The following is a 20,366-nucleotide window of genomic DNA, read 5'->3' as shown; positions in this document are numbered from 1 at the left end:
GCCGGCCCGGCTGTTCACAGCCGGTTGACGGCCGCCCGTAGCTGCTTGGACAGGTCGCCGTTGGCGGCGACGGTGACGTCGGACAGCTCCAGCCAGGACGCCATCGTCTGCAGTTGCCCGGCCAGCGCCTCGGCCACCCGCGACTTGTCCTGGTTGGGTTCGGCGAACGCGCCGACGACGTGCAGCGCGCCGCGGGCGCGCTCGGCCTTCAGGTCGACGCGACCGACGAGTCGGCCGTCGAGCAGAAACGGCCAGACGTAGTAACCGAATTGGCGTTTCGGCGCCGGCACGTAGATCTCGATGCGGTAGTGGAAGCCGAACAGCCGCTCGACCCTCGGCCGGAAGAAGATCAGCGGGTCGAACGGGCAGAGCAGCGCGGTTCCGCGGTCCCGCCGCGGAATCCCCTGTCCCGCAGGCAGATACGCCGGGGCGGTCCAGCCGGCGACCTCGACCTCTTCGAGGGCACCGTCCGCGACGAGTTTGGCGATCGCCGGTTTGGACAGCTTGGGCGACAGCCGGAAGTAGTCCCGGATGTCGGTTTCGGTGCCAACGCCCAACGCTGTGGCGGCCCTCATCGTGAGTTCACGCACCGCCTGCTCGTCGTCGACCTGGCGGGCCACCACCTCCGGTGGCAGCACGTTCTCCACCAGATCGTAGTGGCGCGCGAAGCCGACACGGGTCTCCGTGGTCAGCACGCCCGCGGCGAACAGCGCCTCGGTCACCCATTTGGTGTCGCTGCGGTCCCACCACGGCCCCTTGCGGCCGCGTTGCGCGGCACCGAGGTGGGCCTCGATCTGCCCGGCGGTCGACGGCCCGATCTCCTTGACCGCCGCGATGACGTCCTCGACGAGCTTCGGGTTGTCCTTGACGATGTGGGTGCCCCAGCGGCCGTGGGTGTATTCGCGCATCCGCCAACGCAGCAGCGGCCAGTCGTCGACCGCCATCAGTGCCGCCTCGTGCGCCCAGTACTCCACCAGCAGGCGTGGCGACCGAGCCGAGTGGCTCCAGGCCGCGCGGTCGAGCACGGTGCGGTCATAGGGCCCGAGCCTGCTGAACACCGGTGCATAGTGGGCGCGCACCGCCACCGACACCGAGTCCAGTTGCAGCACCTGTATCCGCGAGATGAGCCGCCGCAGGTGCGCGCGGGTGACGGGCCCGCGCGGCTTGGGCTCGGTGAAGCCCTGCGCGGCGACGGCGATACGGCGCGCCTGGGCGGCCGTCAGTCTGGTCGGCACCTCGTCATCCTGCAGTACGCCACCGACAACCGCTCTAGCGGCTGTAGCTGTGGTACCGGTAGCGCAGCCCTGAGGCGCTGGTGAGCCACTCCCCGCTGGTGCCGATCCAGGTCTCGTCGAGCACCGGCGCCACCGCGTCGGCGTCCCGGCGCGGCAGGTCGATCTCCACCTCGGTGACCTCGCACCGGGTCGCGGCGGGCAGCGCCAGCGCGTAGATCTGCGCGCCGCCGATCACCCAGACCGCGTCGTCGCCGAGCGCGCCGTCCAGCGTCTGCACCACCTGCGCGCCGTCGGCGGCGTAGTCGGCCTGCCGGGTGACGACGATGTTGCGCCGGCCCGGCAGCGGGCGCACCTTCGCGGGCAGCGATTCCCACGTCAGCCGCCCCATCACCACGGTGTGTCCGAGGGTCAGCTCCTTGAACCGGGCCTGGTCCTCGGGCAGCCGCCACGGGATGCCGCCGTCGCGACCGATCACACCCGAGGTCGACTGGGCCCAGATCAGCCCGAGCTGGCGAACGTGAGCTTGTGCGCGATTTTCCGTCGAATTTTCGAGCAAATCTTCACGTTCGGCGCCGAGAGTCATACAGCGACGGGCGCCTTGATCGCCGGATGCGGGTCGTAGTTCTTGATGACGATATCGTCGTAGGTGTAGTCGAAGATCGAATCACGCGGCGCCAGAACGAGTTCCGGGTATGGCCGCGGCCGGCGACTGAGTTGTTCGGTGACCTGCTCGACGTGGTTGTCGTAGATGTGGCAGTCGCCGCCGGTCCAGATGAACTCGCCCACCTCGAGGGCGGCCTGCGCGGCCATCATGTGGGTGAGCAGCGCGTAGCTGGCGATGTTGAACGGCACGCCGAGGAACAGGTCGGCGCTGCGCTGATACAGCTGGCAGGACAGCCTCCCGTCGGCGACGTAGAACTGGAAGAACGCGTGGCACGGCGGCAACGCCATCTGCGGGATCTCGCCGACGTTCCAGGCCGAGACGATGTTGCGCCGCGAGTCCGGATCGGCCCTGAGCAATTCGACCGCCGCGCTGATCTGGTCGATGTGCTCACCCGACGGCGTGGGCCACGACCGCCACTGCACGCCGTACACCGGACCCAGATCGCCTGTCTCGCTGGCCCATTCGTCCCAGATCGTGACGCCGCGGTCCTGCAGCCAACGCACGTTGGAGTCGCCCCGCAGAAACCACAGCAACTCGTAGACGATCGACTTGGTGTGCACCTTTTTGGTGGTGATCAACGGGAAGCCGGCCGACAGGTCGTAGCGCATCTGGTGGCCGAACAGGCTGCGGGTGCCGGTGCCGGTGCGGTCCGCTTTCGGGGTGCCGCGCTCGAGCACCAGCCGGAGCAGATCCTCGTACGGCGTGGCGATGGGCACGTCGCTCAGCTTACGTCGAGGCCCGGCGAGTAGAACGGAAGCCATGCCGACCATCTCCGCCACCGTCACCACTCCCGACGGCGCCTGCCCCGTGACCCTGCACACCCCCAACGGCCCCGGCCCCTGGTCGGCTGTCGTGATGTACGTCGACGCCGGCGGCGTCCGGCCCACCTTTCAGGAGATGGCCGACCGCCTGGCCGGCTACGGCCACGCCGTGCTGCTGCCCGACGTCTACTACCGCCACGGCGACTGGCAGCCGTTCGATATGCGAACCGTGTTCTCCGACCAGAGCGAGCGCAAGCGCTTGTTCGGGATGATCGGCAGCATCACGCCCGACATGATGGCCGCCGACGCGTCCGCGTTCTTCGACTTCCTGGCCTCGCGACCCGAGGTCAAGGGCGACGCCTTCGGTGTCTGCGGATACTGCATGGGCGGACGCACGTCGGTGATCGTCGCGGGCAAGTTGCCCGATCGGGTGGCCGCCGCCGGGTCGTTCCACGGCGGTGGCCTGGTCACCGACGACGCGAACAGCCCCCACCTGCTCGCCGACCGGATGAAGGCGACCGTCTATGTCGCCGGCGCCGAGAACGACGCGTCGTTCACCGCAGAACAGGCCGAGACGCTGGACAAGGCGCTGACAGCGGCCAACGTCACGCACACGGTCGAGTTCTATCCGGCCGCACACGGTTTCGCCGTGCCCGACAACGCGCCCTACGACGAGGCCGCCGCCGAGCGGCACTGGATCGCGCTGCAGGAGTTGTTCGCGTCGGCACTGCCCAATTGAGTCATTCGCCTGCGTCGTTGCGGTGCAGCAACCGGCGGACGACGCGTAACAGGCCGCGGCCCGCATAGATGCCTGCGACGACCGAGACGATGATCATCACGACGAACATCACCAGCCAGTTGGCCCGGCTGTGGCTGACGTTCCACCAGACGATCGTGAACAGCACGGCGCAGACGAACACGACGATGTCGCGCCAGTTGCCGCTGTAGGACATGGCCGCGATGCGCAGTTCGCGGCTGCGCTCGTCTGCCTTGATGAGCGCATCTATCCGTCGATCGATGCTGTCTTTCAGGCGCGCCCTGAGTTCGGCTTGTTCGACGGGAATCCGTTCCAGCAGGTCCATGTCCTTGACGATGTTGCCGCGGACGTCCGGCGGCTTGAGGTTTCCCGCAGCGACACCCAACAAGGCTCCGCCGGCGATCGGCGCTGCGCCCAACGCGAGTTCGGCGATTCCGGGCATGTGCTGTCCTATTCCGTCGGTTGACCGGTGGCCTGGAAGATGACGCGGCGGCCGATCTCGACGGCGTGGTCGGCGAACCGTTCGTAGTAGCGGCCCAGCAACGTCACGTCGACGGCGGCGGCCACCCCGTGTTTCCACTCGCGGTCCATCAGCACGGTGAACAGGTGCCGGTGCAGGTTGTCCATGTCGTCGTCGTCATCGTCGAGCTGCGCCGCCCGATCCGGATCACCGGACTGCACAACGTCTTTCACGCTGTTGCCGATGTCGACCGCGATCCGCCCCATTTCGGTGAAGTAGCCGTTGACCTCCTCAGGCAACGCCTTCGCGGGGTGGCGGCGGCGCGTCAACTTGGCGACGTGCAATGCGAGCGCACCCATCCGGTCGACGTCGGCGAGGTTGGACAACGAACTGACGACCAAACGCAGGTCGCCTGCCACCGGCGCCTGCAGCGCAAGGACCGTGATCGCCGCTTCCTCGGCCTTCCTGATCCGCGCCGCGAACGCCTCATGTGTCGAGATGACGTCCTCGGCCAGCACCAGGTCCGCCTGCAGCAGGGCCTGCGTCGCGCGTTCCATCGCCGTGCCCGCCATCCCGCAGATGTCGGCGATGTCGGCGGCTAGCGCGTCGAGCTGCTCATGAAACGCGGTCCGCATGACGTCACACTGTAGGGGTTGGCAGCTTGCGGAGCCGGGCGGCGAGCCGCCGTGCCTCAGTCAATTGCTCCCGCAGCCGGATCAGCCGGGCAGGCGTCTCGACCTCGCCGCGGCTGCGATCGCGGCGATGGTCCCATTGCTTCTCCGCCTTGCGCAGCTGGGCCCGCAGGGTGGCGATTTCGGCGGACAGGATGTCGGCGAACAGTGCGGCCTGGGCGATGTCGCTCGGCCCCATCGGATGACGCGCGGTCCGCTTCGAGTGTGTGGCCTTCTCCCCCATCGACCTCCACCTCACCCCTCGAAGACGTTGGCCCACCGACGATACCGCCAGGTGTGCACGCCGATCAGGGAAACGGGCGCGCTCAGTCCATCAACTGAGCGGCCACCGTCGCACCGAGTTCCCAGCACGCCTGCAGATCGTCTTTGCTCGGCTTGCCTGACACCCGAACGTACGCAGCGGCTTTCACCCAACCGAGCCCGGTCGTGATCGCCGTGACGCCGTTCTCGGCCCCTTCGGTGCCTTCGTTGCCGTGCAGGTACAGACCGAAGGGCCTGCCGCGCGTGGTGTCCAGACACGGGTAGTAGCAGACGTCGAACGCGTGCTTGAGTGCGCCGCTCATGTAGCCGAGATTCGCCGGCGAGCCGAGCAGATAGCCGTCGGCCGCCAGCACGTCGGCGGGCGACACCGTCAACGCAGGCCGCCGAACCACCTCGACGCCTTCGATGTCGGGATCGGTGGCGCCGTTGACCACCGCCTCGAACATCTCCTGCATGTACGGCGACGGTGTGTGGTGGATCAGCAGCAGCGTCTTCACTGTTGGCGCTCGCGTTCCTGCATTTCGACCGCCTTGCGCATGGTCTCGCGGGCCCGGCTGCGGTCACCGGCGTAGTCGTATGCGCGGGCCAGTCGATACCAGCGCCGCCAATCGCCGGGATGGTCTTCGACTTCGTGGCGCACCGTCTCGAACAGCGTGTCGGCGGCGTCGCGCTCGATCCGCCCTGACGGCATCCGCGGCAGCGAACTGACGTCGAGTTCCATGCCCTCGTCCTTGGCGATGCGGGCCAATCGCTGGTGGGCCAGACCGGCGCGCAGCGTGCTGACCATCACCCAGATGCCGATCAGCGGCAGCCCCATCAACGCGATGCCGAGGCCGATCGCGGCCGGGCGGCCGGAAGTGATGAACGCCATCGCAATTCGGCCCAGCATGAGGAAGTAGACGACCAGGGCCACGCACATGAAGCCGATCAGCAGCTGGATGCGCAACGCGCGCGCCCCGTCGCTCATGTCAAGTCGAGGAAGGGCTCGAGCCCGACTGTGAGACCGGGGTGTGCACCGATTGTGCGCACCGCGAGCAGCACGCCGGGAACGAACGACGTGCGGTCCATGCTGTCATGGCGGATCGTCAGGGTCTCCCCCTGCGTGCCGAACAGCACTTCCTGATGCGCGACCAGGCCGGCCAACCGCACGGAGTGCACCGGGATGCCGTCCACATCGGCGCCACGCGCACCTTCGATGCCGGTGCTGGTGGCATCGGGGTTGGGCGGCAAGCCTTTTCGCGCCTCCGCGATGAGACGGGCGGTGCGGGCGGCGGTGCCCGACGGCGCGTCGGCCTTCTGCGGATGGTGCAGTTCGATGACTTCGGCGGATTCGAAGAAGCGCGCCGCCTGCTTGGCGAAATGCATGGACAGCACCGCGCCGATGGCAAAATTCGGGGCGATCAGCACGGCACTGCCGGGTGTGCTGTCGATCCAGTCGTTGACTTGGTTCAGCCGTTCGTCGGTGAACCCGGTGGTGCCGACGACGGCGTGAATCCCGTTGTCGATCAGAAACTTCAGGTTGTCCATCACCACGTCGGGATGGGTGAAGTCGATGACGACCTGGGTTTGGCTGTCGGAAAACAGGGTGAGCGGGTCGCCGGCGTCCACTCCGGCAGTGAACGTGAGGTCGGCGGCGGACTCGACGGCCGCAACCATCGTCGCGCCGACCTTGCCCTTGGCGCCCAGTACTCCGACTCGCATGGGCCTACCCTAGCTCCCGCCAGCGTGGTCACCCCCTGCCGCGGTTCAGCACGCCACGTCGACGTAGACGGTCATCGAAGTGACTGTGGTGACGATGTCGTCCATCGCGCCGGGCGCCCCGGAATCCATCCGGGAGAACGTGTGCCCGGGCCGCACCGAATTGACGACGCACTGGTGCAGGGGTGCGGCGTCGAGTTTGTTGACGATCACGTCGAAGCCGCGGGCCTGGAGTTGTCCGATCGTCTGCGAGGCGTCGGGTGCACCCGACGGTGCCGCTGCCGCGGTACCGGCCAGGCTCAGGGCGGCGGCGGCGACTGCGCCGGTGATGATCGGCATGAACACCTGCATTGGTCTTCCTTTCGACGAAGTGCGTGTCGAAGTGCTGTGTGCCGGCTTGGCGCATCCGTTACAACAGCGGTGCGACGGGCAATTGGCGGACCGCGCTGCGAGATGCCTGTGAATCTTTGCCAGGCAAGTTGCTGTTATTTGCGTTTCCGTCGATTTCTACACTTGGGAACATTGCGCTGCGAAACGCCATTCAAGATCAACTCGATCTTGTTTCCCAAAGACGCTCCGCACGGGACCTGCCACCATAGCTGCTAGACACGTGTGGTTAGCCAACCAACGCTCCACAGAAGGCCCGATGCTCAGGTGAAACTGCGTCTTGCACCGCACGCCGAAAAAATCTTCCTGATTTTGCTATGGCAATCAGATTATTAGTGGCATTATGTTGCTCGCTGACCTAGATCTATTAGCTGTCCAGAGAGCAGAACTGCAATCGGCAACGAAAGGTATTCCGGGGCGATGGCCAAACACAGCACGAAGAACACCTCAAGGAAGCTCAAAGTAACCACGTATCTCGCCGCGGGTGTGCTGGCGAGCGGCGGCGGCGCCGCTGCGCTGACCGCCGCGGTCACCCCGGCCACCCCGCCGACAGCAGCGCCGCAGGACGTGCAGTTGACCGGCCTCGGCGGCCTGCTCGGCTCGCTGGTCAAGAAGGTGGTGGCGCCGGTTGTTTCGACGGTGTCCGACGTCGTGTCGACGGCCGTGCCGGTCGTGACGGCCGTGCCGACGGTGGCCACGCCGATCGTGACGACGACGGTGGACTCGCTGGTCGCGCCGACCTCGCCGTTGGCCCCGCTGGCGCCGATCGTGACGCCGCTGATCAGTAACGGCACCACCAATCCCGACGGCACCGCCACCAACGGCGGCCTGTTGATCGGCAACGGCGGTACTGCGACCGCTGCCGGCGCGGACGGCGGCAACGGCGGGCTGCTGCTTGGCAACGGCGGCATCTCGGCCACTGGCGACGGCGGCAACGCCGGCATCGTCCTCGGCAACGGCGGGATCTCGGGCACCGGCGACGGCGGCAACGGCGCAGTGCTGATCGGTAGCGGCGGCTTGTCGCTCAGCGGCAATGGCGGCGATTCCGGCCTGGTGCTCGGCAACGGCGGTTCGTCGGTCGTCAGCACCGACAGCGACCCGACCACCGGCAACGGTGGCCACTCGGGCTTGATTGGTGACGGCGGTAGCGGCGCCACCGGCCTGGTGGGAACGGCCGACGGTGGCGACGGTGGTAACGGCGGCATCCTGATCGGCAGCGGCGGCAGTGGCGGCGGAGGCGCCTCCGCTGTGGTGGCGGGCACGGCAGGCTCCGGCGGCGACGGCGGCAACGGCGGCATTGTCCTCGGTGACGGTGGCGATGGCGGTGCGGGCGGCGCCCACGTCCGGCAACACCACCCTGCACACGGGCTCGGGTGACGCCACCGGCGGCAGCGGCGGTACCGGCGGCACCGGCGGCAGCATCGGCAGCAACGGTGGCGACGGCGGCTCCGGCGGGGCGGCGACCACCGGCACCAACAACACCGGCGGCAAGGCCACCGGCGGCACCGGCGGCGACGGCGGTGCCGGCGGCGTCGGTAACCACGGCGGCACCGGCGGCGAGGGCGGATCCTCGACCGGCAAGAGCGGCGGCAGCGGCTCCGACGGCTCGGACGGCTGACGCCTCAACTATCGAGTCGGCGCCCCCACTTCGGTGGGGGCGCCTTCTCGTTACGTCATGTCACCGAAGGCAGGCAGCACGTACCGCGCGAAAAGCCGCATCTGGTCGACCATTTCGTCGACGGTGTCGGCGACGAACAGCGTCGCGAAGAAGCCGTCCAGGCCGGCCTCAGCGAAGGCAACCACCTTGGCGCAGACGTCGTCCGGAGTGCCGATGAGGTTGTCGGCCAGGTACTTGTCCAGGTCGACACCCTTCATCATGGTGTCCTTCAGCGACCGGCGAAACAGATCGAACGTGGAGCGTTCCAACCGATCCCGCGCCTCGTCCGCTGTGTCGGCGATGCAGACAACCGTCTGCAGACCGATCGTCACCGCCGCCGGATCACGGCCCGCCGCACGGGCATACGCCGCCACCTCGGCACGGCCCGCGGCGATCTCCGCGGGACCGATCTTCGCGGGTAGCCAGCCCTGGCAGCGCTCACCTGCCCGCGCAAGCGCACCGTTGCCGTTGCCGCCGGAGAAGATCGGCAGGGGGTCCTGCACAGGCTTCGGATACGACTCGACGTCGACGAAACGGCGGTACTTCCCTTCGTAGGTGGATCGCGGCCGCTCGAACAGGATCCGCAACGACTCGATGCCCTCGGCCATCAGGTCGATGCGCGACGCATCGGCGAGATCCGGTACCACACTTTCGAATTCGTCGCGATATCCGCCCGCGGCGACGGCCAGCGTGACACGACCGCCGCTGATGTGGTCCAGCGTGGCGACCTGCTTGGCCAGCAGCACCGGCTCGCGCATCGGCAGCACCAGAATGCCCGTGCCCAGTCGCACCACCGACGTCTTGGCCGCGATGGTGGCCAGCATCATCAACGGTTCGAAGTAGTCGGGCGGCTGGCGCCACGCCTCCCGGACGAACCGCTGGGTGCTCAGGTGATCGTTGCCCGACACCTCGTGATAGCCGAGTTGCTCGGCCTCGACTGCGATCCGGACTACGTCGTCTGCGGTCGCGAACGGCACCGGGTACGCCATCCCGGCCAGGCATGTGGGGACGTCGACTCCGAACTTCATGCGGCAACCATGACGGGTGCACGCCCGGCGCCGAATCTGTCAGATGACTGTATTGGCGGACAGGTCGAGCGAGGCCAGTTCGTGCCTGCCCGCGACGCCGAGCTTCGGGAATGCCTTGTACAGGTGGTAGCCGGCGGTGCGCGGGCTGATGAACAACTGCGCCCCGATGTCCCGGTTGGACAGACCGGCCGCGGCAAGCCGCACGACCTGCAGTTCCTGCGGGGTCAGTTGCGCGCCGCCGGGTTCTGAGAGCGCAGCGACGGTCTCGCCGGTCGCTCGCAGTTCGGCCCGCGCGCGTTCAGCCCACGACCGCGCACCGATCCGGTCGAAGACCCGCAACGCACCGCGCAGTGGTTCGCGCGATTCCGACCGTCGCCGCATGCGTCGTAGCCACTCCCCGTAGAGCAGTTCGCAGCGGGCCCTGGCCATCGGCCGGTTGATGCCGTCATAGAGCCGAATCGCCGCCCGGTAGTGAGCTTCTGCTTCGTCGTCGGGTCCGAGCAGCGCGCGGCAGCGGTGCACGTTGGCTCCGACTACGGGGCTGTCGCGATGGGTCGCCCACGCCAGGTAGGCCGTCATCATCTCCGCGGCGCGTTCGGGCTGCCCGCTGCGCGCCGCGGCCTCGGCCCATTCCGGCGGCGACAGGTAGGCGAACGTGGGATGCCGACGCAGAAGTGAGGGCAGCGACGCCAGCCGCTCGAGCGCTGCCGAATACCGTCCGTATCCGAGTTCTAACACCGCCAGCGCGAGTACCGCCAACCCGACGCTGGACGAATGCCGTTCCGTACCAACGTGTATCGCTTCTCGCGCCAATGCGACGCAGGTCTGCTCGTCGCCGGTCATCGCGGTGATCCTCGCGACGACCCCGCGCAGGTTCGCCGCAGAATGCAATTGGCCGGTGTCCTCTGCGATCTGCACGCCCTCGTTCGCGGCGCGCAACGCCTCACGGAGCCGGCCGCTGACCAATGCCGCCTGTGCATGCTGCAACAGGATGTGCGGCAATCCTCCGATCAGCCCGCGGGCGCGGGCTTCGACCAGCATTCGTTCGGTCTGTGCCAACGCCTCGTCGGCGTCACCGATGACCATCAGCAGAAACGCGTGGTGGACGGCCAGATTGCCGACCGTCATTCCCAGCTGTTCGGGCTGGATCGCGCGCACCGCGGGTGGCAGCGGCGGAATCTGGTCGTCGGGCTCGCCGGACTGCAACCGGGCAAGGATCGCGCTGGCCGCCAGCATCGGACGCAGCGGATGATCGGCGGCCAGTGGCACCGCGTCGATCAGCTCAGCGGTACGGCCGAGTTGCGGTGCGGCATCGGCGAAATAGGCCATCCGGACCACCTCGATCAGCATTCGGGCTGCCTCTTCGGCATCACAGCCGTACACCGTCTCGGCACCCGCCAGCACCATCTCCGACGCGTGCCGGGGGGTGCCGCGTTCGAACTCCAGTCGGGCCCTGACCCAGGCCAGCTTGGCCAACGCCCTGGCATCTTCGGTCAATGCAGACGCCTCGTGTGCCAGCGCGGCGGCGCGGGGTAGCTGACCAGAGTCGCGCGCGCTCATCGCGGCGGCGGTCAGTCGGTCGCCGCGCACCAGCCGGTCTGCGGTCAGTTGCGCCGCCCGTTCGTGCGCGGCGGCGCTGGCCGCGTATCCGCCGCGCCGGTCGGCCCGCAGCGCGGCGGCTTCCAGCCCGTCTGCGGCCTCGTCGTCGAATCCTTCCGCCGCGGCGGCGAGGTGCCAGGCGCGCCGATCATCGTGTCCCCCAAGCGCATCGGCGAGCGCACGATGCACCGCAACGCGATCGGCGGCGGGCGCGCGCTGATAGACCGCCGAACGGATCAACGGGTGCCGGAACGCGACGACATCATCACCGACGCGGACCAGGCGGCGGCGCTCGGCGGATTCGAAGTCCTCGAGCCCCAGCCCTAGCCGACGTCCCGCACCAAGCACGGACCCGAGCTCACCGGTCCCCTCCGCCGCCGCCAACAACAGGGCCAGCCTGGTGGTCGGCGGCAGCCGGTCGACCTGCGAACCGAATGAGTCGAGCACCCGGTGCGCGGCCATCGGCGGTGCGGCGGGGGTGAGCTGCCCGGCGCCTGCGGCGGCGGCGAACTCGATGAGCGCCAACGGGTTTCCGCGCGCGTCCGCGATCAATCGGTCACGCGTCTGCGGCGTGAGGTCCGCCGCGTGCTCGGCGATCAACCCCGCGGCGGCCGAGTCATCGATACCGCCGACCGCCATCATCGGCAGCCCGCGCAAGTCCGTCGTCGTGTGCTCATGCACCGCGAACAACACGACCACGCCTTCCTCGCCAAGCCGCCGACCCGCGAAGAGCAGCGCCTCCCGCGATTCGCGGTCCACCCACTGGGCGTCGTCGATCAGGCACAGCAGCGGCTGCTCCGCCGCGGCCTCGGAGAGCAGCGTCAGGGTGGCCAACCCGGTCAAGAAGCGGTCGGCGCCGGGACTGTCGATCAACCCGAACGCGGACTGCAATGCCGTCGCCTGCGGGGGTGGCAACACGGCCAGTCGGGTCAGCCAGTCGCGGAGCAGCACATGTAGCGCCGCGAACGGCAGTTCGAACTCGGATTCGACTCCGGCACATCGCAATACCCGGAAGTCCTCGGCTGCCGAAGCCGCATGTTCCAGCAGGGCGGTCTTACCGCTGCCCGTCTCGCCCGCGAGCACCAGCATCGAACTGTGCCCGGCGCGGGCAGCGGCGAGCAGTTGTCGAATCTGGCCCAGCTCCGCCGCCCGTCCGTGCAGCACGATTCCAAGCTACAGCGGCGAGGCGCCACGCAGATGTTCGAAGATCAGCGACGTCTGGGTGCCCGCCACGTCGGCGTCGGCGTTGAGGTTCTCCACCACGAACGCGCGCAGATCGTCGGTGTCACGCGCCGCGACATGCAGGATGAAGTCGTCCGCCCCTGCCAGGAAGTACACGTCCATCACCTGCGGCCGAGTCCTGATGTGCTGAATGAAATTGCGAATCTTCCCGCGGGCGTTGGACTGCAGGCTGACGGAGATCATCGCCTGCAGCGTCAATCCGAGCGCGGCCGGATCGATATCGGCATAGAAGCCGCGGATCACGCCCAACTCCTGAAGGCGGCGCACCCTGCCATGGCAGGTCGACGCGGCGACGCCCACGAGGTCGGCGAGCGCGCTGTTCGACATCCGCGCATCGGCGTGCAGGGCCGTCAGAATGCGCCGATCGACGTCGTCGATCTCCACCGGCCGAACATCCTTCGACGGCCGGGCCGGCGAGGGCACAGTTTTCGTCGATCCTTCAGACATGACGCGATCTTATCGAATTGTCAACGGAGTTATTGCCATCACATCGAAAGTTCTTCACAATTTACCTATCCAACTGGACTTTTTAGGAGCCGTCATGCGCGTCGGAATCCCGACCGAGATCAAGAACAACGAATACCGCGTCGCCATCACCCCGGCCGGCGTCGCCGAGCTGGTCCACCGCGGTCACGAGGTGATCGTCCAGTCCGGTGCCGGCGAAGGCTCAGCCATCACCGACGCCGACTTCAAGCGCGCGGGTGCGCAGCTGATCAACAGCGCGGACCAGGTCTGGGAAGAAGCCGAACTGCTGCTCAAGGTCAAGGAGCCGATCGAGGCCGAATACTCACGACTGCGCAAGGGCCAGACACTCTTCACCTACCTGCATCTCGCGGCGTCCAAGCCGTGCACCGATGCACTGCTCGCGTCCGGCACCACGTCGATCGCCTACGAGACCGTGCAGACCGCCGACGGAGCGCTGCCCCTGCTGGCTCCGATGAGCGAGGTCGCCGGGCGTCTGTCGGCACAGGTCGGCGCGTACCACCTGATGCGCACCCAGGGCGGTCGCGGCGTCCTGATGGGCGGTGTCCCCGGTGTCGCTCCGGCCAAGGTCGTGGTGATCGGCGGCGGAATGGCAGGCGACAACGCCGCTGCCGTCGCCTGGGGTATGGGCGCACACGTCACCGTGTTCGACCTCAACATCAACATTCTGCGCAAGATCGACGCCGAGTACGGCGGCGCCATCGAGACCCGCTACTCGTCGAGGTTGGATCTGGAGGAAGCGGTCAAGCAGGCAGACTTGGTCATCGGCGCCGTATTGGTGCCGGGCGCGAAGGCGCCCAAGCTGGTGACGAATTCGACTGTCGCTCAGATGAAGTCGGGTGCAGTACTGGTCGATATCGCGATCGACCAGGGCGGTTGCTTCGAGGATTCGCGGCCGACCACCCACGACGACCCGACGTTCGCCGTGCACGACACGCTGTTCTACTGCGTGGCCAACATGCCGGGCGCGGTGCCCCGCACGTCGACCTACGCATTGACCAACGCCACCATGCCGTACGTGGTGAAGTTGGCCGACAAGGGTTGGCAGGCGGCCTGCAAGGCCGATGCCTCGCTGGCCAAGGGCCTGTCCACGCACGAGGGCGCACTGCTCTCCGAGCAGGTGGCGGCCGATCTCGACCTACCGTTCACCGACCCGGCCTCAGTGCTGGCCTGACGCTTCTCACCCCCGCGAACCCGGGCGCCGCAATCAGCGGTGCCCGGGTTTGTCATTGTGGCCGCCGAGACGATCCCAGCAACTCATCGACCACATCGACAGCAACGCCCGTCGCGCGATGCTCGACCCCGCGCGCTATCCATCCAACGAAACATAGCCGCCCCCGCGCCCAGCCTGTCGCTGACCTCGACTTCAGAGGTCGGGACCAATGGCCCTATATTTGCTGTCGACGATCGTGCAAGATTCGACACGAGCGGAGACAAGTAGTGCTCTACTCGTGTGAACTGGGGCATCAGGACATAGGCTCTCAGTACACCGGGACGGCACCGAACGGTAAACTCCCACCACAGAGAAGAGACTGCGGTATCAGCGGCTAACGCGGACACCGCTGAACCGGATGTGAAAGGAGGCCGGTCGCCCGGCTGCGAGGGGTTGTCGGGCGGCTCGGTCGCCATCCTCAGGATGTTGCTCGAATCGCATGCCTTCGCGCGGGCTGTAGCGCGGCCCCGATGCCCATGCCGAAGGACACACGGGTCACACCGAGACGCCGTCTAGGCTTCGCGAACTGGCCTCCCCGTCGACGCAGGCAACTGGTTAGACGTGCTGATGGCTATTTCTGAACTGCTGTTTTGGCAGCAACTGTCAGTTTTGCTGCGCTGCCGCTAGATGTCGTCGACGCTGACGATGCCGTCCTGGATGGCACGCGCCACCAGCGCGGCCTTGGTGGTGGCTGGCCGCCCCACGGCCGCGTACTTGGCCCGCACGCGCTGCAGATGCGTCCGGACGGTGGTCGGCGCGATCTGCAACTGGCGCGCAACCAGATCCTTGCTTTCGGTGCGGAACCAGGCGACGAGCACTTCCTTCTCCCGCGGCGCGAGATTCGCACGGCCGACGGTGCTGTCGTTGATCATCGCCAGCGCCATCCTTGGACCCACGTAGGGGGTGTCCGTCCCGGCCGCCCGTATCGCGTCGATCAGGTGTTCCTTGCTCTCCGCCTTGGTCAGGTAGGTGACCGCGCCGCGGTCCAACGCCGTCAGGATCACCTCGTCAGTTGCGAAGTGCGAGTAGACGATTACCCGATGCCGTCGCGAAACGATGCGATCGAGCGCGGAGAAGTCAACGCCGTTGCGGTATTTCTGCAGTTCGAGCACGACGGGGCCGACCGCGGGTGCGGACGGGTGCTCGGCGAGGAATTGATCAGCCGAAAAGTAGTTACCCGCGAACGGAATCGGCGGCTGCGCCTGATGGCACCACAGTTGCACTGCGGCGTGGATGGCGTCGTGTTCGTCGATCACCGCTACCGCGGCCGTGCCATTGTGCGCTGTCGCGCGCGGTGCATGACGGCTGTCCATATCGCGGTGGATCGCAATTGTTTCGATGGCCAACGTGTATCGCTCCCCCCGTTTGCCCGGTCGATAGCAGGCAGGACCCGACTGCCTCGCAAAAAGGTATTGCAGAAGGGGCGGCGGAGGAATCAGGTGTTTCCCTCGAACTTGCCGCCTATGCAAGCAGTTCGGGTACCAGCAGCGAGGTGAGCTCACCGATCTCCGGCCGCATACTCGCGGCCTGTGGGTCGCTGAGCTGCGATCGCGTCATCATCGCGAGCAGCAGCCGCTGACCTTCGGGACCGTAGGCGATGCCGACGTCGTTGGCCGTGCCGTAGTCCCCGCTGCCGGTCTTGTCGGCACTCGTCCACCCCTGGGGCAGGCCCGCCCGCATGCTCGACGTCTCGTTCGCCCGCATCCAGTCCTCGAGTTGCTGTCGTTGCGGCGGAGCGAGCGCCGCACCGGTCAGCAGGGTGCGATATCCGCCGCCGAGCGCTTCGGGCGTGCTGGTGTCGCGCGGGTCGCCGGGGATCGCGGAGTTCAGTTCGGTCTCCCAGCGGTCCAGCCGCGAGGCCTGGTCGCCGATGCTGCGCGCGAAGGCCGTGACGGCCGGCGGCCCGCCGATGGTGGTCAGCAGCAGGTTGCCCGCGGTGTTGTCGCTGACCTGCAGCGCGGCCTGGCACAGCTCGTCGAGAGTCATGCTGCCGCCTGCCCTCGGCTCGGTCCGCGGCGAGTTGGCGACGACGCCTGCCGGGTCGACGAACACCTGCTGATCCAGCGTCAGCTGACCCTGCTCGACCATCTGCAGCACCAGCCCCGCGGCGTAGGCCTTGAAAGTGGAGCACATGGCGAAGGGCTGCTGGCCGCGATGCGAGAACGACCGGCCGCCGACGAGGTCGACGGCGAACACACCGATGTAGGCGTTGTGGCGTCGCTCCAGCGCCGCGATCCGATCCGCGACGGGCGGCTGGGCCAGCGCGCTTTTCGGCGTCGATGCGGCCGCGGCCGCGAGTGCCAGTCCACCGAGCAGCGCCGAGCGCCGAGACAGTCCGGTCATCGGGCCCAGGTTACCGGTCAGCCCGCGATGTGCCGAAGCGGCTGCGGCAGAGACCGTTTCGACCGATGCGGGCCCAGCACTGCGGCACCGAAAGGACGCGACAGCAGTTGGTGCGCGACGGCGTTGACCTCGTCCAAAGTGACCGCGTCGATTTTGTTCAGCGTGTGCGCGATGCTGCGGTGTTCGCCGTAGTTGAGTTCGCTGCGGCCGATCCGGTTCATCCGTGAACCCGAATCTTCGAGGCCGAGCACCAGTCCGCCGCGCATGGACCCCTTGGCGATTCGGCATTCGGATTCGGTGATGCCGTCGCGCGCAACCGTTTCGAGCACTTCGGTGGTCACCCGGACCACTTCGTCGAACCGCTCAGGTTGACATGCGGCGTAGATCGACAACGCCCCGCTGTCCGAGAACGTGTCGATGGTCGAGTACACCGAGTACGCCAGCCCGCGCATCTCCCGGATCTCTTGGAACAGACGCGAACTCAGGCCGCCACCCAGCGCGGTGTTGAGCACCGACAGCGCCCACCGGTGATCCCAGTGTCTGCCTGGGGTGCGTACCCCGAGCGACAGGTGGGTTTGCTCGGCGTCGCGATTGACCACCCGCAGTGTCGGTCTCCCGCTCACCCGGCCGGTGCCCTTGCGCGGCGGCACCGGTCGTCGACCGCGAACCATGCTGGGCCCGAAGTGTTCCCGCGCCAGCGCCACGACCTCGTCGTGGTCGACGTTGCCTGCCACCGCGACGACCATCCGTTCCGGGGTGTAGCGGCGGACATGAAACGAATGCAGTTGCGCGCGGGTCATCGCCGAGATCGACTCGACGCTGCCGATCACGGGACGGCCGACGGGATGGTCGGTGAACATCGCGGACAGGAACAGGTCGCCGAGGGTGTCCTCGGGGTCGTCGTCGCGCATCGCGATTTCCTCGAGCACGACGTCGCGTTCGACCTCGACGTCCTCGCCCGCACACTGGCCGCGCAGCACCACATCGGCGACCATGTCGACGGCCAACGCCAGGTCGGTGTCGAGCACGTGGGCGTAGTAGCAGGTGTGCTCCCTGGCGGTGAACGCGTTCAGTTCACCGCCGACAGCGTCGACCGCCTGGGCGATGTCGACCGCCGTGCGTTTCGGAGTTCCCTTGAACAGCAAGTGTTCCAGGAAGTGCGCGGCGCCGGCCACCGTGCGGCCCTCGTCGCGCGATCCGACGCCGACCCACACACCGACCGATGCCGAACGCACCGCGGGAATGAACTCTGTGACAACTCGCAGGCCACCGGGCAACGTGCTGCGGCGCACGACGTCCGACGATTTGTCGGCGCCGGCGCCGCGATGCAGCGCCCGGGACCTAGCTGCTGGCGGTCGCGGCATCGGCGGGCGCGTCCGCGGGTGCCTCGGCGGCGGTGTCCGCGGTATCTGCTGCAGTGTCCGCTGTCTCTTCCTCGGCGACCAGCACCAGTGAGATCTTGCCGCGGTTGTCGATGTCCGCGATCTCCACGCGCAGCTTGTCGCCGACCTTGACCACATCCTCGACCTTGGCGATGCGCTTGCCCTTGCCGAGCTTGGAGATGTGCACCAGCCCGTCACGTCCCGGCAGCAGCGACACGAAGGCACCGAAATCGGTTGTCTTGACCACGGTTCCGAGGAACCGCTCGCCGATCTTGGGCAGCTGAGGATTGGCGATGGCGTTGATCTTGTCGATCGCGGCCTGCGCGGACACCCCGTCGGACGCGCCGACGAACACCGTGCCGTCGTCCTCGATGGAGATCTGCGCGCCGGTCTCCTCGGTGATCGAGTTGATCATCTTGCCCTTGGGCCCGATCACCTCGCCGATCTTGTCCACCGGCACCTTGATGGTGGTGATGCGCGGAGCGTGCGGGCTCATCTCATCGGGGGTGTCGATGGCCTCGGCCATCACCTCGAGGATGGTCAGCCGCGCGTCCTTGGCCTGGCTCAGCGCGCCTGCCAGCACCTGCGACGGGATGCCGTCGAGCTTGGTGTCCAACTGCAGCGCGGTGACGAAGTCCTTGGTGCCCGCGACCTTGAAGTCCATGTCGCCGAACGCGTCCTCGGCGCCGAGGATGTCGGTCAGCGCGACGAACCGGCGCTCGGTGCCGCCACCTTCGGTCTCGACGTCATCGGAGACCAGGCCCATCGCGATGCCGGCGACCGGTGCCTTCAACGGCACACCGGCGTTCAGCAGCGCCAGCGTGGACGCACAGACCGACCCCATCGACGTGGAACCGTTGGAGCCCAACGCTTCCGACACCTGCCGGATGGCGTACGGGAACTCCTCGATGCTGGGCAGCACCGGCACCAGCGCCCGCTCGGCCAGTGCGCCGTGGCCGATCTCGCGGCGCTTGGGCGAACCGACGCGACCGGTCTCACCGGTCGAATACGGCGGGAAGTTGTAGTGGTGCATGTAGCGCTTGCTGGTTTCCGGTCCAAGCGAGTCGATCTGCTGGGCCATCTTCATCATGTCGAGGGTGGTGATGCCCAGGATCTGGGTCTCGCCGCGCTCGAACAGCGCGCTGCCGTGCGCCCGCGGCACCACGGCCACCTCGGCGGAAAGCGCGCGGATATCGGTGATGCCGCGACCGTCGATGCGGAAGTGGTCGGTCAGGATGCGTTGGCGCACAAGCTTTTTGGTCAGCGACCGGAACGCAGCGCCGATCTCCTTCTCGCGGCCCGCGAACTGCTCGGCCAGCCGCTCGAGCACCTCGGCCTTGATCTCGTCGGTGCGGTCGTTGCGCTCGTTCTTGCCCGCGATGGTCAGCGCCTCCGACAGCGCGTCGGTCGCGACCGAGGCGACGGAGTAGTAGACGTCTTCCGCGTAGTCGGGGAAGACCGGGTACTCGCCGGTCGGCTTGGCGGCGCGGTCGGCCAACTCCTGCTGGGCGGCGCACAGTGCCTTGATGAACGGCTTGGCGGCCTCGAGGCCTTCGGCGACAACGGATTCCGTCGGCGCCTGCGCGCCGCCGGCGACGAGCTCGATGACGTTCTCGGTGGCCTCGGCCTCGACCATCATGATCGCGACGTCACCATCTTCGAGGACGCGGCCCGCGACCACCATGTCGAACACGGCCTTCTCGCCCTGCTCGACGGTCGGGAACGCCACCCAGGTGCCGTCGATCAGCGAGACGCGCACGGCGCCGATCGGACCGGAAAACGGCAGACCGGCCAGTTGGGTGGACATCGACGCCGCGTTGATCGCGACGACGTCGTAGAGCTCCTGTGGGTCCAGCGACAAAACGGTCACCACAACCTGGATCTCGTTGCGCAGGCCGTCGACGAACGACGGGCGCAGCGGCCGGTCGATCAGTCGGCAGGTCAGGATCGCGTCCGTGGACGGGCGCCCCTCACGACGGAAGAACGAGCCGGGGATGCGCCCTGCGGCGTACATGCGCTCCTCCACGTCGACGGTCAACGGGAAGAAGTCGAAGTGGTCTTTAGGGTTCTTGCTGGCGGTGGTCGCCGACAGCAGCATGGTCTCGTCGTCGAGATAGGCAACGGCTGAGCCTGCGGCCTGTTGGGCGAGTCGCCCGGTCTCGAAGCGGATGGTGCGGGTGCCGTAGCTCCCGTTGTCGATCACGGCGGTGGATTCGTACACGCCGTCTTCAATTTCGACTACAGACATGGGTGTCCGTATGGCCTCTCTTGGTTCAGTGCATTCACTGTTCAGCTGTTTTGCGTCGTCACAGCGGGTGAAGCACCGACCTGGATGCGGCTACGGCCATCGATCGAAGCTGTCGGGGTTGCCACCCGGCAGCCACTACCGAAGACCGCGCTCGCTCAGGCACGTCTTGGGCCAGACACTGTCCGATATGAGACGCGGGAGCGATGCTCGCGGAACTGCGAGAACCGCACCGATCGTTCGCGCCGAAACGGCTGGC

21 protein-coding genes are annotated in these 20,366 nt (G+C 67.4%); 4 read left to right on the top strand and 17 right to left on the bottom strand.

Annotation, left to right across the window (positions count from 1 at the left end; all coding sequences use genetic code 11):
• Positions 1–14: 14 nt before the first annotated feature.
• Genes C1A30_RS17615 through C1A30_RS17605 form a run of 3 tightly spaced genes read right to left on the bottom strand, consistent with a single transcriptional unit; the run spans position 15 to position 2,615 of the window.
• The gene (locus tag C1A30_RS17615) at positions 15–1,235 is read right to left on the bottom strand and encodes a winged helix-turn-helix domain-containing protein (protein ID WP_101949477.1); all 1,221 of its coding nucleotides are present in this window, start codon (positions 1,233–1,235) and stop codon (positions 15–17) included.
• Positions 1,236–1,269: 34 nt separating this feature from the next.
• Positions 1,270–1,791: a dihydrofolate reductase gene (locus C1A30_RS17610; protein ID WP_235009954.1), complete on the bottom strand. Its 522-nt coding sequence runs from the start codon at positions 1,789–1,791 to the stop codon at positions 1,270–1,272.
• Between the two features lie 23 nt (positions 1,792–1,814).
• Positions 1,815–2,615 carry a thymidylate synthase gene (locus C1A30_RS17605; RefSeq protein ID WP_101949475.1) on the bottom strand — a complete coding sequence of 267 codons (801 nt, stop codon included), beginning with the start codon at positions 2,613–2,615 and terminating at the stop codon, positions 1,815–1,817.
• A gap of 43 nt (positions 2,616–2,658) precedes the next feature.
• On the opposite strand from C1A30_RS17605, the gene C1A30_RS17600 reads away from it, so the two are divergent.
• Positions 2,659–3,399, top strand: coding sequence for a dienelactone hydrolase family protein (locus C1A30_RS17600; RefSeq protein ID WP_101949474.1), 741 nt, complete (start codon positions 2,659–2,661; stop codon positions 3,397–3,399).
• A 1-nt stretch (position 3,400) separates the two neighbouring features.
• Here the strand turns inward: C1A30_RS17600 and C1A30_RS17595 are convergent, their stop codons facing one another.
• The 7 genes from C1A30_RS17595 to C1A30_RS17565 all read right to left on the bottom strand — a co-directional run bounded on the left by C1A30_RS17595 (position 3,401) and on the right by C1A30_RS17565 (position 6,879).
• Positions 3,401–3,859, bottom strand: a complete 459-nt coding sequence (locus C1A30_RS17595; RefSeq protein ID WP_101949473.1) for a hypothetical protein — start codon at positions 3,857–3,859, stop codon at positions 3,401–3,403.
• 8 nt (positions 3,860–3,867) lie between these two features.
• Positions 3,868–4,512, bottom strand: a complete 645-nt coding sequence (gene phoU, locus C1A30_RS17590; protein WP_101949472.1) for a phosphate signaling complex protein PhoU — start codon at positions 4,510–4,512, stop codon at positions 3,868–3,870.
• 4 nt (positions 4,513–4,516) lie between these two features.
• A complete protein-coding gene (locus C1A30_RS17585) occupies positions 4,517–4,792 on the bottom strand; it encodes a hypothetical protein (RefSeq protein WP_101949471.1) in 276 nt (91 codons plus the stop codon).
• An 82-nt stretch (positions 4,793–4,874) separates the two neighbouring features.
• Positions 4,875–5,285, bottom strand: coding sequence for a flavodoxin family protein (locus C1A30_RS17580; RefSeq protein ID WP_369974163.1), 411 nt, complete (start codon positions 5,283–5,285; stop codon positions 4,875–4,877).
• A gap of 38 nt (positions 5,286–5,323) precedes the next feature.
• A complete protein-coding gene (locus tag C1A30_RS17575; RefSeq protein WP_101949469.1) occupies positions 5,324–5,797 on the bottom strand; it encodes a tetratricopeptide repeat protein in 474 nt (157 codons plus the stop codon).
• A complete protein-coding gene (gene dapB / locus C1A30_RS17570; protein WP_101949468.1) occupies positions 5,794–6,531 on the bottom strand; it encodes a 4-hydroxy-tetrahydrodipicolinate reductase in 738 nt (245 codons plus the stop codon). Before dapB ends, C1A30_RS17575 begins: the two co-directional genes overlap by 4 nt.
• Positions 6,532–6,576: 45 nt before the next feature.
• Positions 6,577–6,879 carry a hypothetical protein gene (locus C1A30_RS17565; RefSeq protein ID WP_101949467.1) on the bottom strand — a complete coding sequence of 101 codons (303 nt, stop codon included), beginning with the start codon at positions 6,877–6,879 and terminating at the stop codon, positions 6,577–6,579.
• A gap of 456 nt (positions 6,880–7,335) precedes the next feature.
• Between C1A30_RS17565 and C1A30_RS17560 the strand changes: the two genes are divergently transcribed.
• Positions 7,336–8,292 (top strand): hypothetical protein, encoded by a 957-nt coding sequence (locus C1A30_RS17560; protein WP_101949466.1) that lies wholly within the window; start codon positions 7,336–7,338, stop codon positions 8,290–8,292.
• On the top strand, positions 8,222–8,533 hold the full coding sequence (locus C1A30_RS17555) for a hypothetical protein (RefSeq protein ID WP_142392620.1): 312 nt from the start codon (positions 8,222–8,224) through the stop codon (positions 8,531–8,533). Before C1A30_RS17560 ends, C1A30_RS17555 begins: the two co-directional genes overlap by 71 nt.
• 50 nt (positions 8,534–8,583) lie before the next feature.
• Here the strand turns inward: C1A30_RS17555 and C1A30_RS17550 are convergent, their stop codons facing one another.
• From C1A30_RS17550 to C1A30_RS17540, 3 genes are read right to left on the bottom strand one after another with little or no spacing between them, the layout of a single operon-like run.
• A complete protein-coding gene (locus tag C1A30_RS17550) occupies positions 8,584–9,600 on the bottom strand; it encodes an LLM class flavin-dependent oxidoreductase (RefSeq protein WP_101949464.1) in 1,017 nt (338 codons plus the stop codon).
• Between the two features lie 39 nt (positions 9,601–9,639).
• Positions 9,640–12,363, bottom strand: coding sequence for a helix-turn-helix transcriptional regulator (locus tag C1A30_RS17545; RefSeq protein WP_101949463.1), 2,724 nt, complete (start codon positions 12,361–12,363; stop codon positions 9,640–9,642).
• A gap of 9 nt (positions 12,364–12,372) precedes the next feature.
• Positions 12,373–12,888 (bottom strand): Lrp/AsnC family transcriptional regulator, encoded by a 516-nt coding sequence (locus C1A30_RS17540; protein WP_101949462.1) that lies wholly within the window; start codon positions 12,886–12,888, stop codon positions 12,373–12,375.
• Between the two features lie 94 nt (positions 12,889–12,982).
• Between C1A30_RS17540 and ald the strand changes: the two genes are divergently transcribed.
• Positions 12,983–14,098 carry an alanine dehydrogenase gene (ald, locus tag C1A30_RS17535; RefSeq protein ID WP_101949461.1) on the top strand — a complete coding sequence of 372 codons (1,116 nt, stop codon included), beginning with the start codon at positions 12,983–12,985 and terminating at the stop codon, positions 14,096–14,098.
• A 662-nt stretch (positions 14,099–14,760) separates the two neighbouring features.
• Here the strand turns inward: ald and C1A30_RS17530 are convergent.
• The 4 genes from C1A30_RS17530 to C1A30_RS17515 form a co-directional block, all read right to left on the bottom strand.
• Positions 14,761–15,483, bottom strand: a complete 723-nt coding sequence (locus tag C1A30_RS17530; RefSeq protein WP_369974133.1) for a LuxR C-terminal-related transcriptional regulator — start codon at positions 15,481–15,483, stop codon at positions 14,761–14,763.
• Between the two features lie 115 nt (positions 15,484–15,598).
• Positions 15,599–16,480, bottom strand: coding sequence for a class A beta-lactamase (gene bla, locus C1A30_RS17525; RefSeq protein ID WP_101949459.1), 882 nt, complete (start codon positions 16,478–16,480; stop codon positions 15,599–15,601).
• Between the two features lie 17 nt (positions 16,481–16,497).
• On the bottom strand, positions 16,498–17,844 hold the full coding sequence (locus C1A30_RS17520) for a pitrilysin family protein (RefSeq protein ID WP_101949458.1): 1,347 nt from the start codon (positions 17,842–17,844) through the stop codon (positions 16,498–16,500).
• Complete coding sequence (locus C1A30_RS17515) at positions 17,822–20,110, bottom strand: polyribonucleotide nucleotidyltransferase (RefSeq protein WP_101949457.1); 2,289 nt, start codon at positions 20,108–20,110, stop codon at positions 17,822–17,824. The genes C1A30_RS17520 and C1A30_RS17515 overlap by 23 nt, the downstream gene beginning before the upstream one ends.
• Between the last annotated feature and the right edge of the window lie 256 nt (positions 20,111–20,366).

It is taken from the genome of Mycobacterium sp. 3519A (genome assembly GCF_900240945.1).
In the GTDB taxonomy this organism is placed as follows: domain Bacteria; phylum Actinomycetota; class Actinomycetes; order Mycobacteriales; family Mycobacteriaceae; genus Mycobacterium.
Note: the sequence above shows the minus strand (reverse complement) of the source record. Positions and strands in the feature narration are given on the sequence as shown.

Coding starts and splice junctions, on each gene's coding strand:
- C1A30_RS17600 (WP_101949474.1), top strand. CDS start 2,659: ATGCCGACCATCTCCGCCACCGTCACCACTCCCGACGGCGCCTGCCCC.
- C1A30_RS17595 (WP_101949473.1), bottom strand. CDS start 3,859: ATGCCCGGAATCGCCGAACTCGCGTTGGGCGCAGCGCCGATCGCCGGC.
- phoU (WP_101949472.1), bottom strand. CDS start 4,512: ATGCGGACCGCGTTTCATGAGCAGCTCGACGCGCTAGCCGCCGACATC.
- C1A30_RS17585 (WP_101949471.1), bottom strand. CDS start 4,792: ATGGGGGAGAAGGCCACACACTCGAAGCGGACCGCGCGTCATCCGATG.
- C1A30_RS17580 (WP_369974163.1), bottom strand. CDS start 5,285: ATGCAGGAGATGTTCGAGGCGGTGGTCAACGGCGCCACCGATCCCGAC.
- C1A30_RS17575 (WP_101949469.1), bottom strand. CDS start 5,797: ATGAGCGACGGGGCGCGCGCGTTGCGCATCCAGCTGCTGATCGGCTTC.
- dapB (WP_101949468.1), bottom strand. CDS start 6,531: ATGCGAGTCGGAGTACTGGGCGCCAAGGGCAAGGTCGGCGCGACGATG.
- C1A30_RS17565 (WP_101949467.1), bottom strand. CDS start 6,879: ATGCAGGTGTTCATGCCGATCATCACCGGCGCAGTCGCCGCCGCCGCC.
- C1A30_RS17560 (WP_101949466.1), top strand. CDS start 7,336: ATGGCCAAACACAGCACGAAGAACACCTCAAGGAAGCTCAAAGTAACC.
- C1A30_RS17550 (WP_101949464.1), bottom strand. CDS start 9,600: ATGAAGTTCGGAGTCGACGTCCCCACATGCCTGGCCGGGATGGCGTAC.
- C1A30_RS17540 (WP_101949462.1), bottom strand. CDS start 12,888: ATGTCTGAAGGATCGACGAAAACTGTGCCCTCGCCGGCCCGGCCGTCG.
- ald (WP_101949461.1), top strand. CDS start 12,983: ATGCGCGTCGGAATCCCGACCGAGATCAAGAACAACGAATACCGCGTC.
- bla (WP_101949459.1), bottom strand. CDS start 16,480: ATGACCGGACTGTCTCGGCGCTCGGCGCTGCTCGGTGGACTGGCACTC.
- C1A30_RS17520 (WP_101949458.1), bottom strand. CDS start 17,844: ATGCCGCGACCGCCAGCAGCTAGGTCCCGGGCGCTGCATCGCGGCGCC.
- C1A30_RS17515 (WP_101949457.1), bottom strand. CDS start 20,110: ATGTCTGTAGTCGAAATTGAAGACGGCGTGTACGAATCCACCGCCGTG.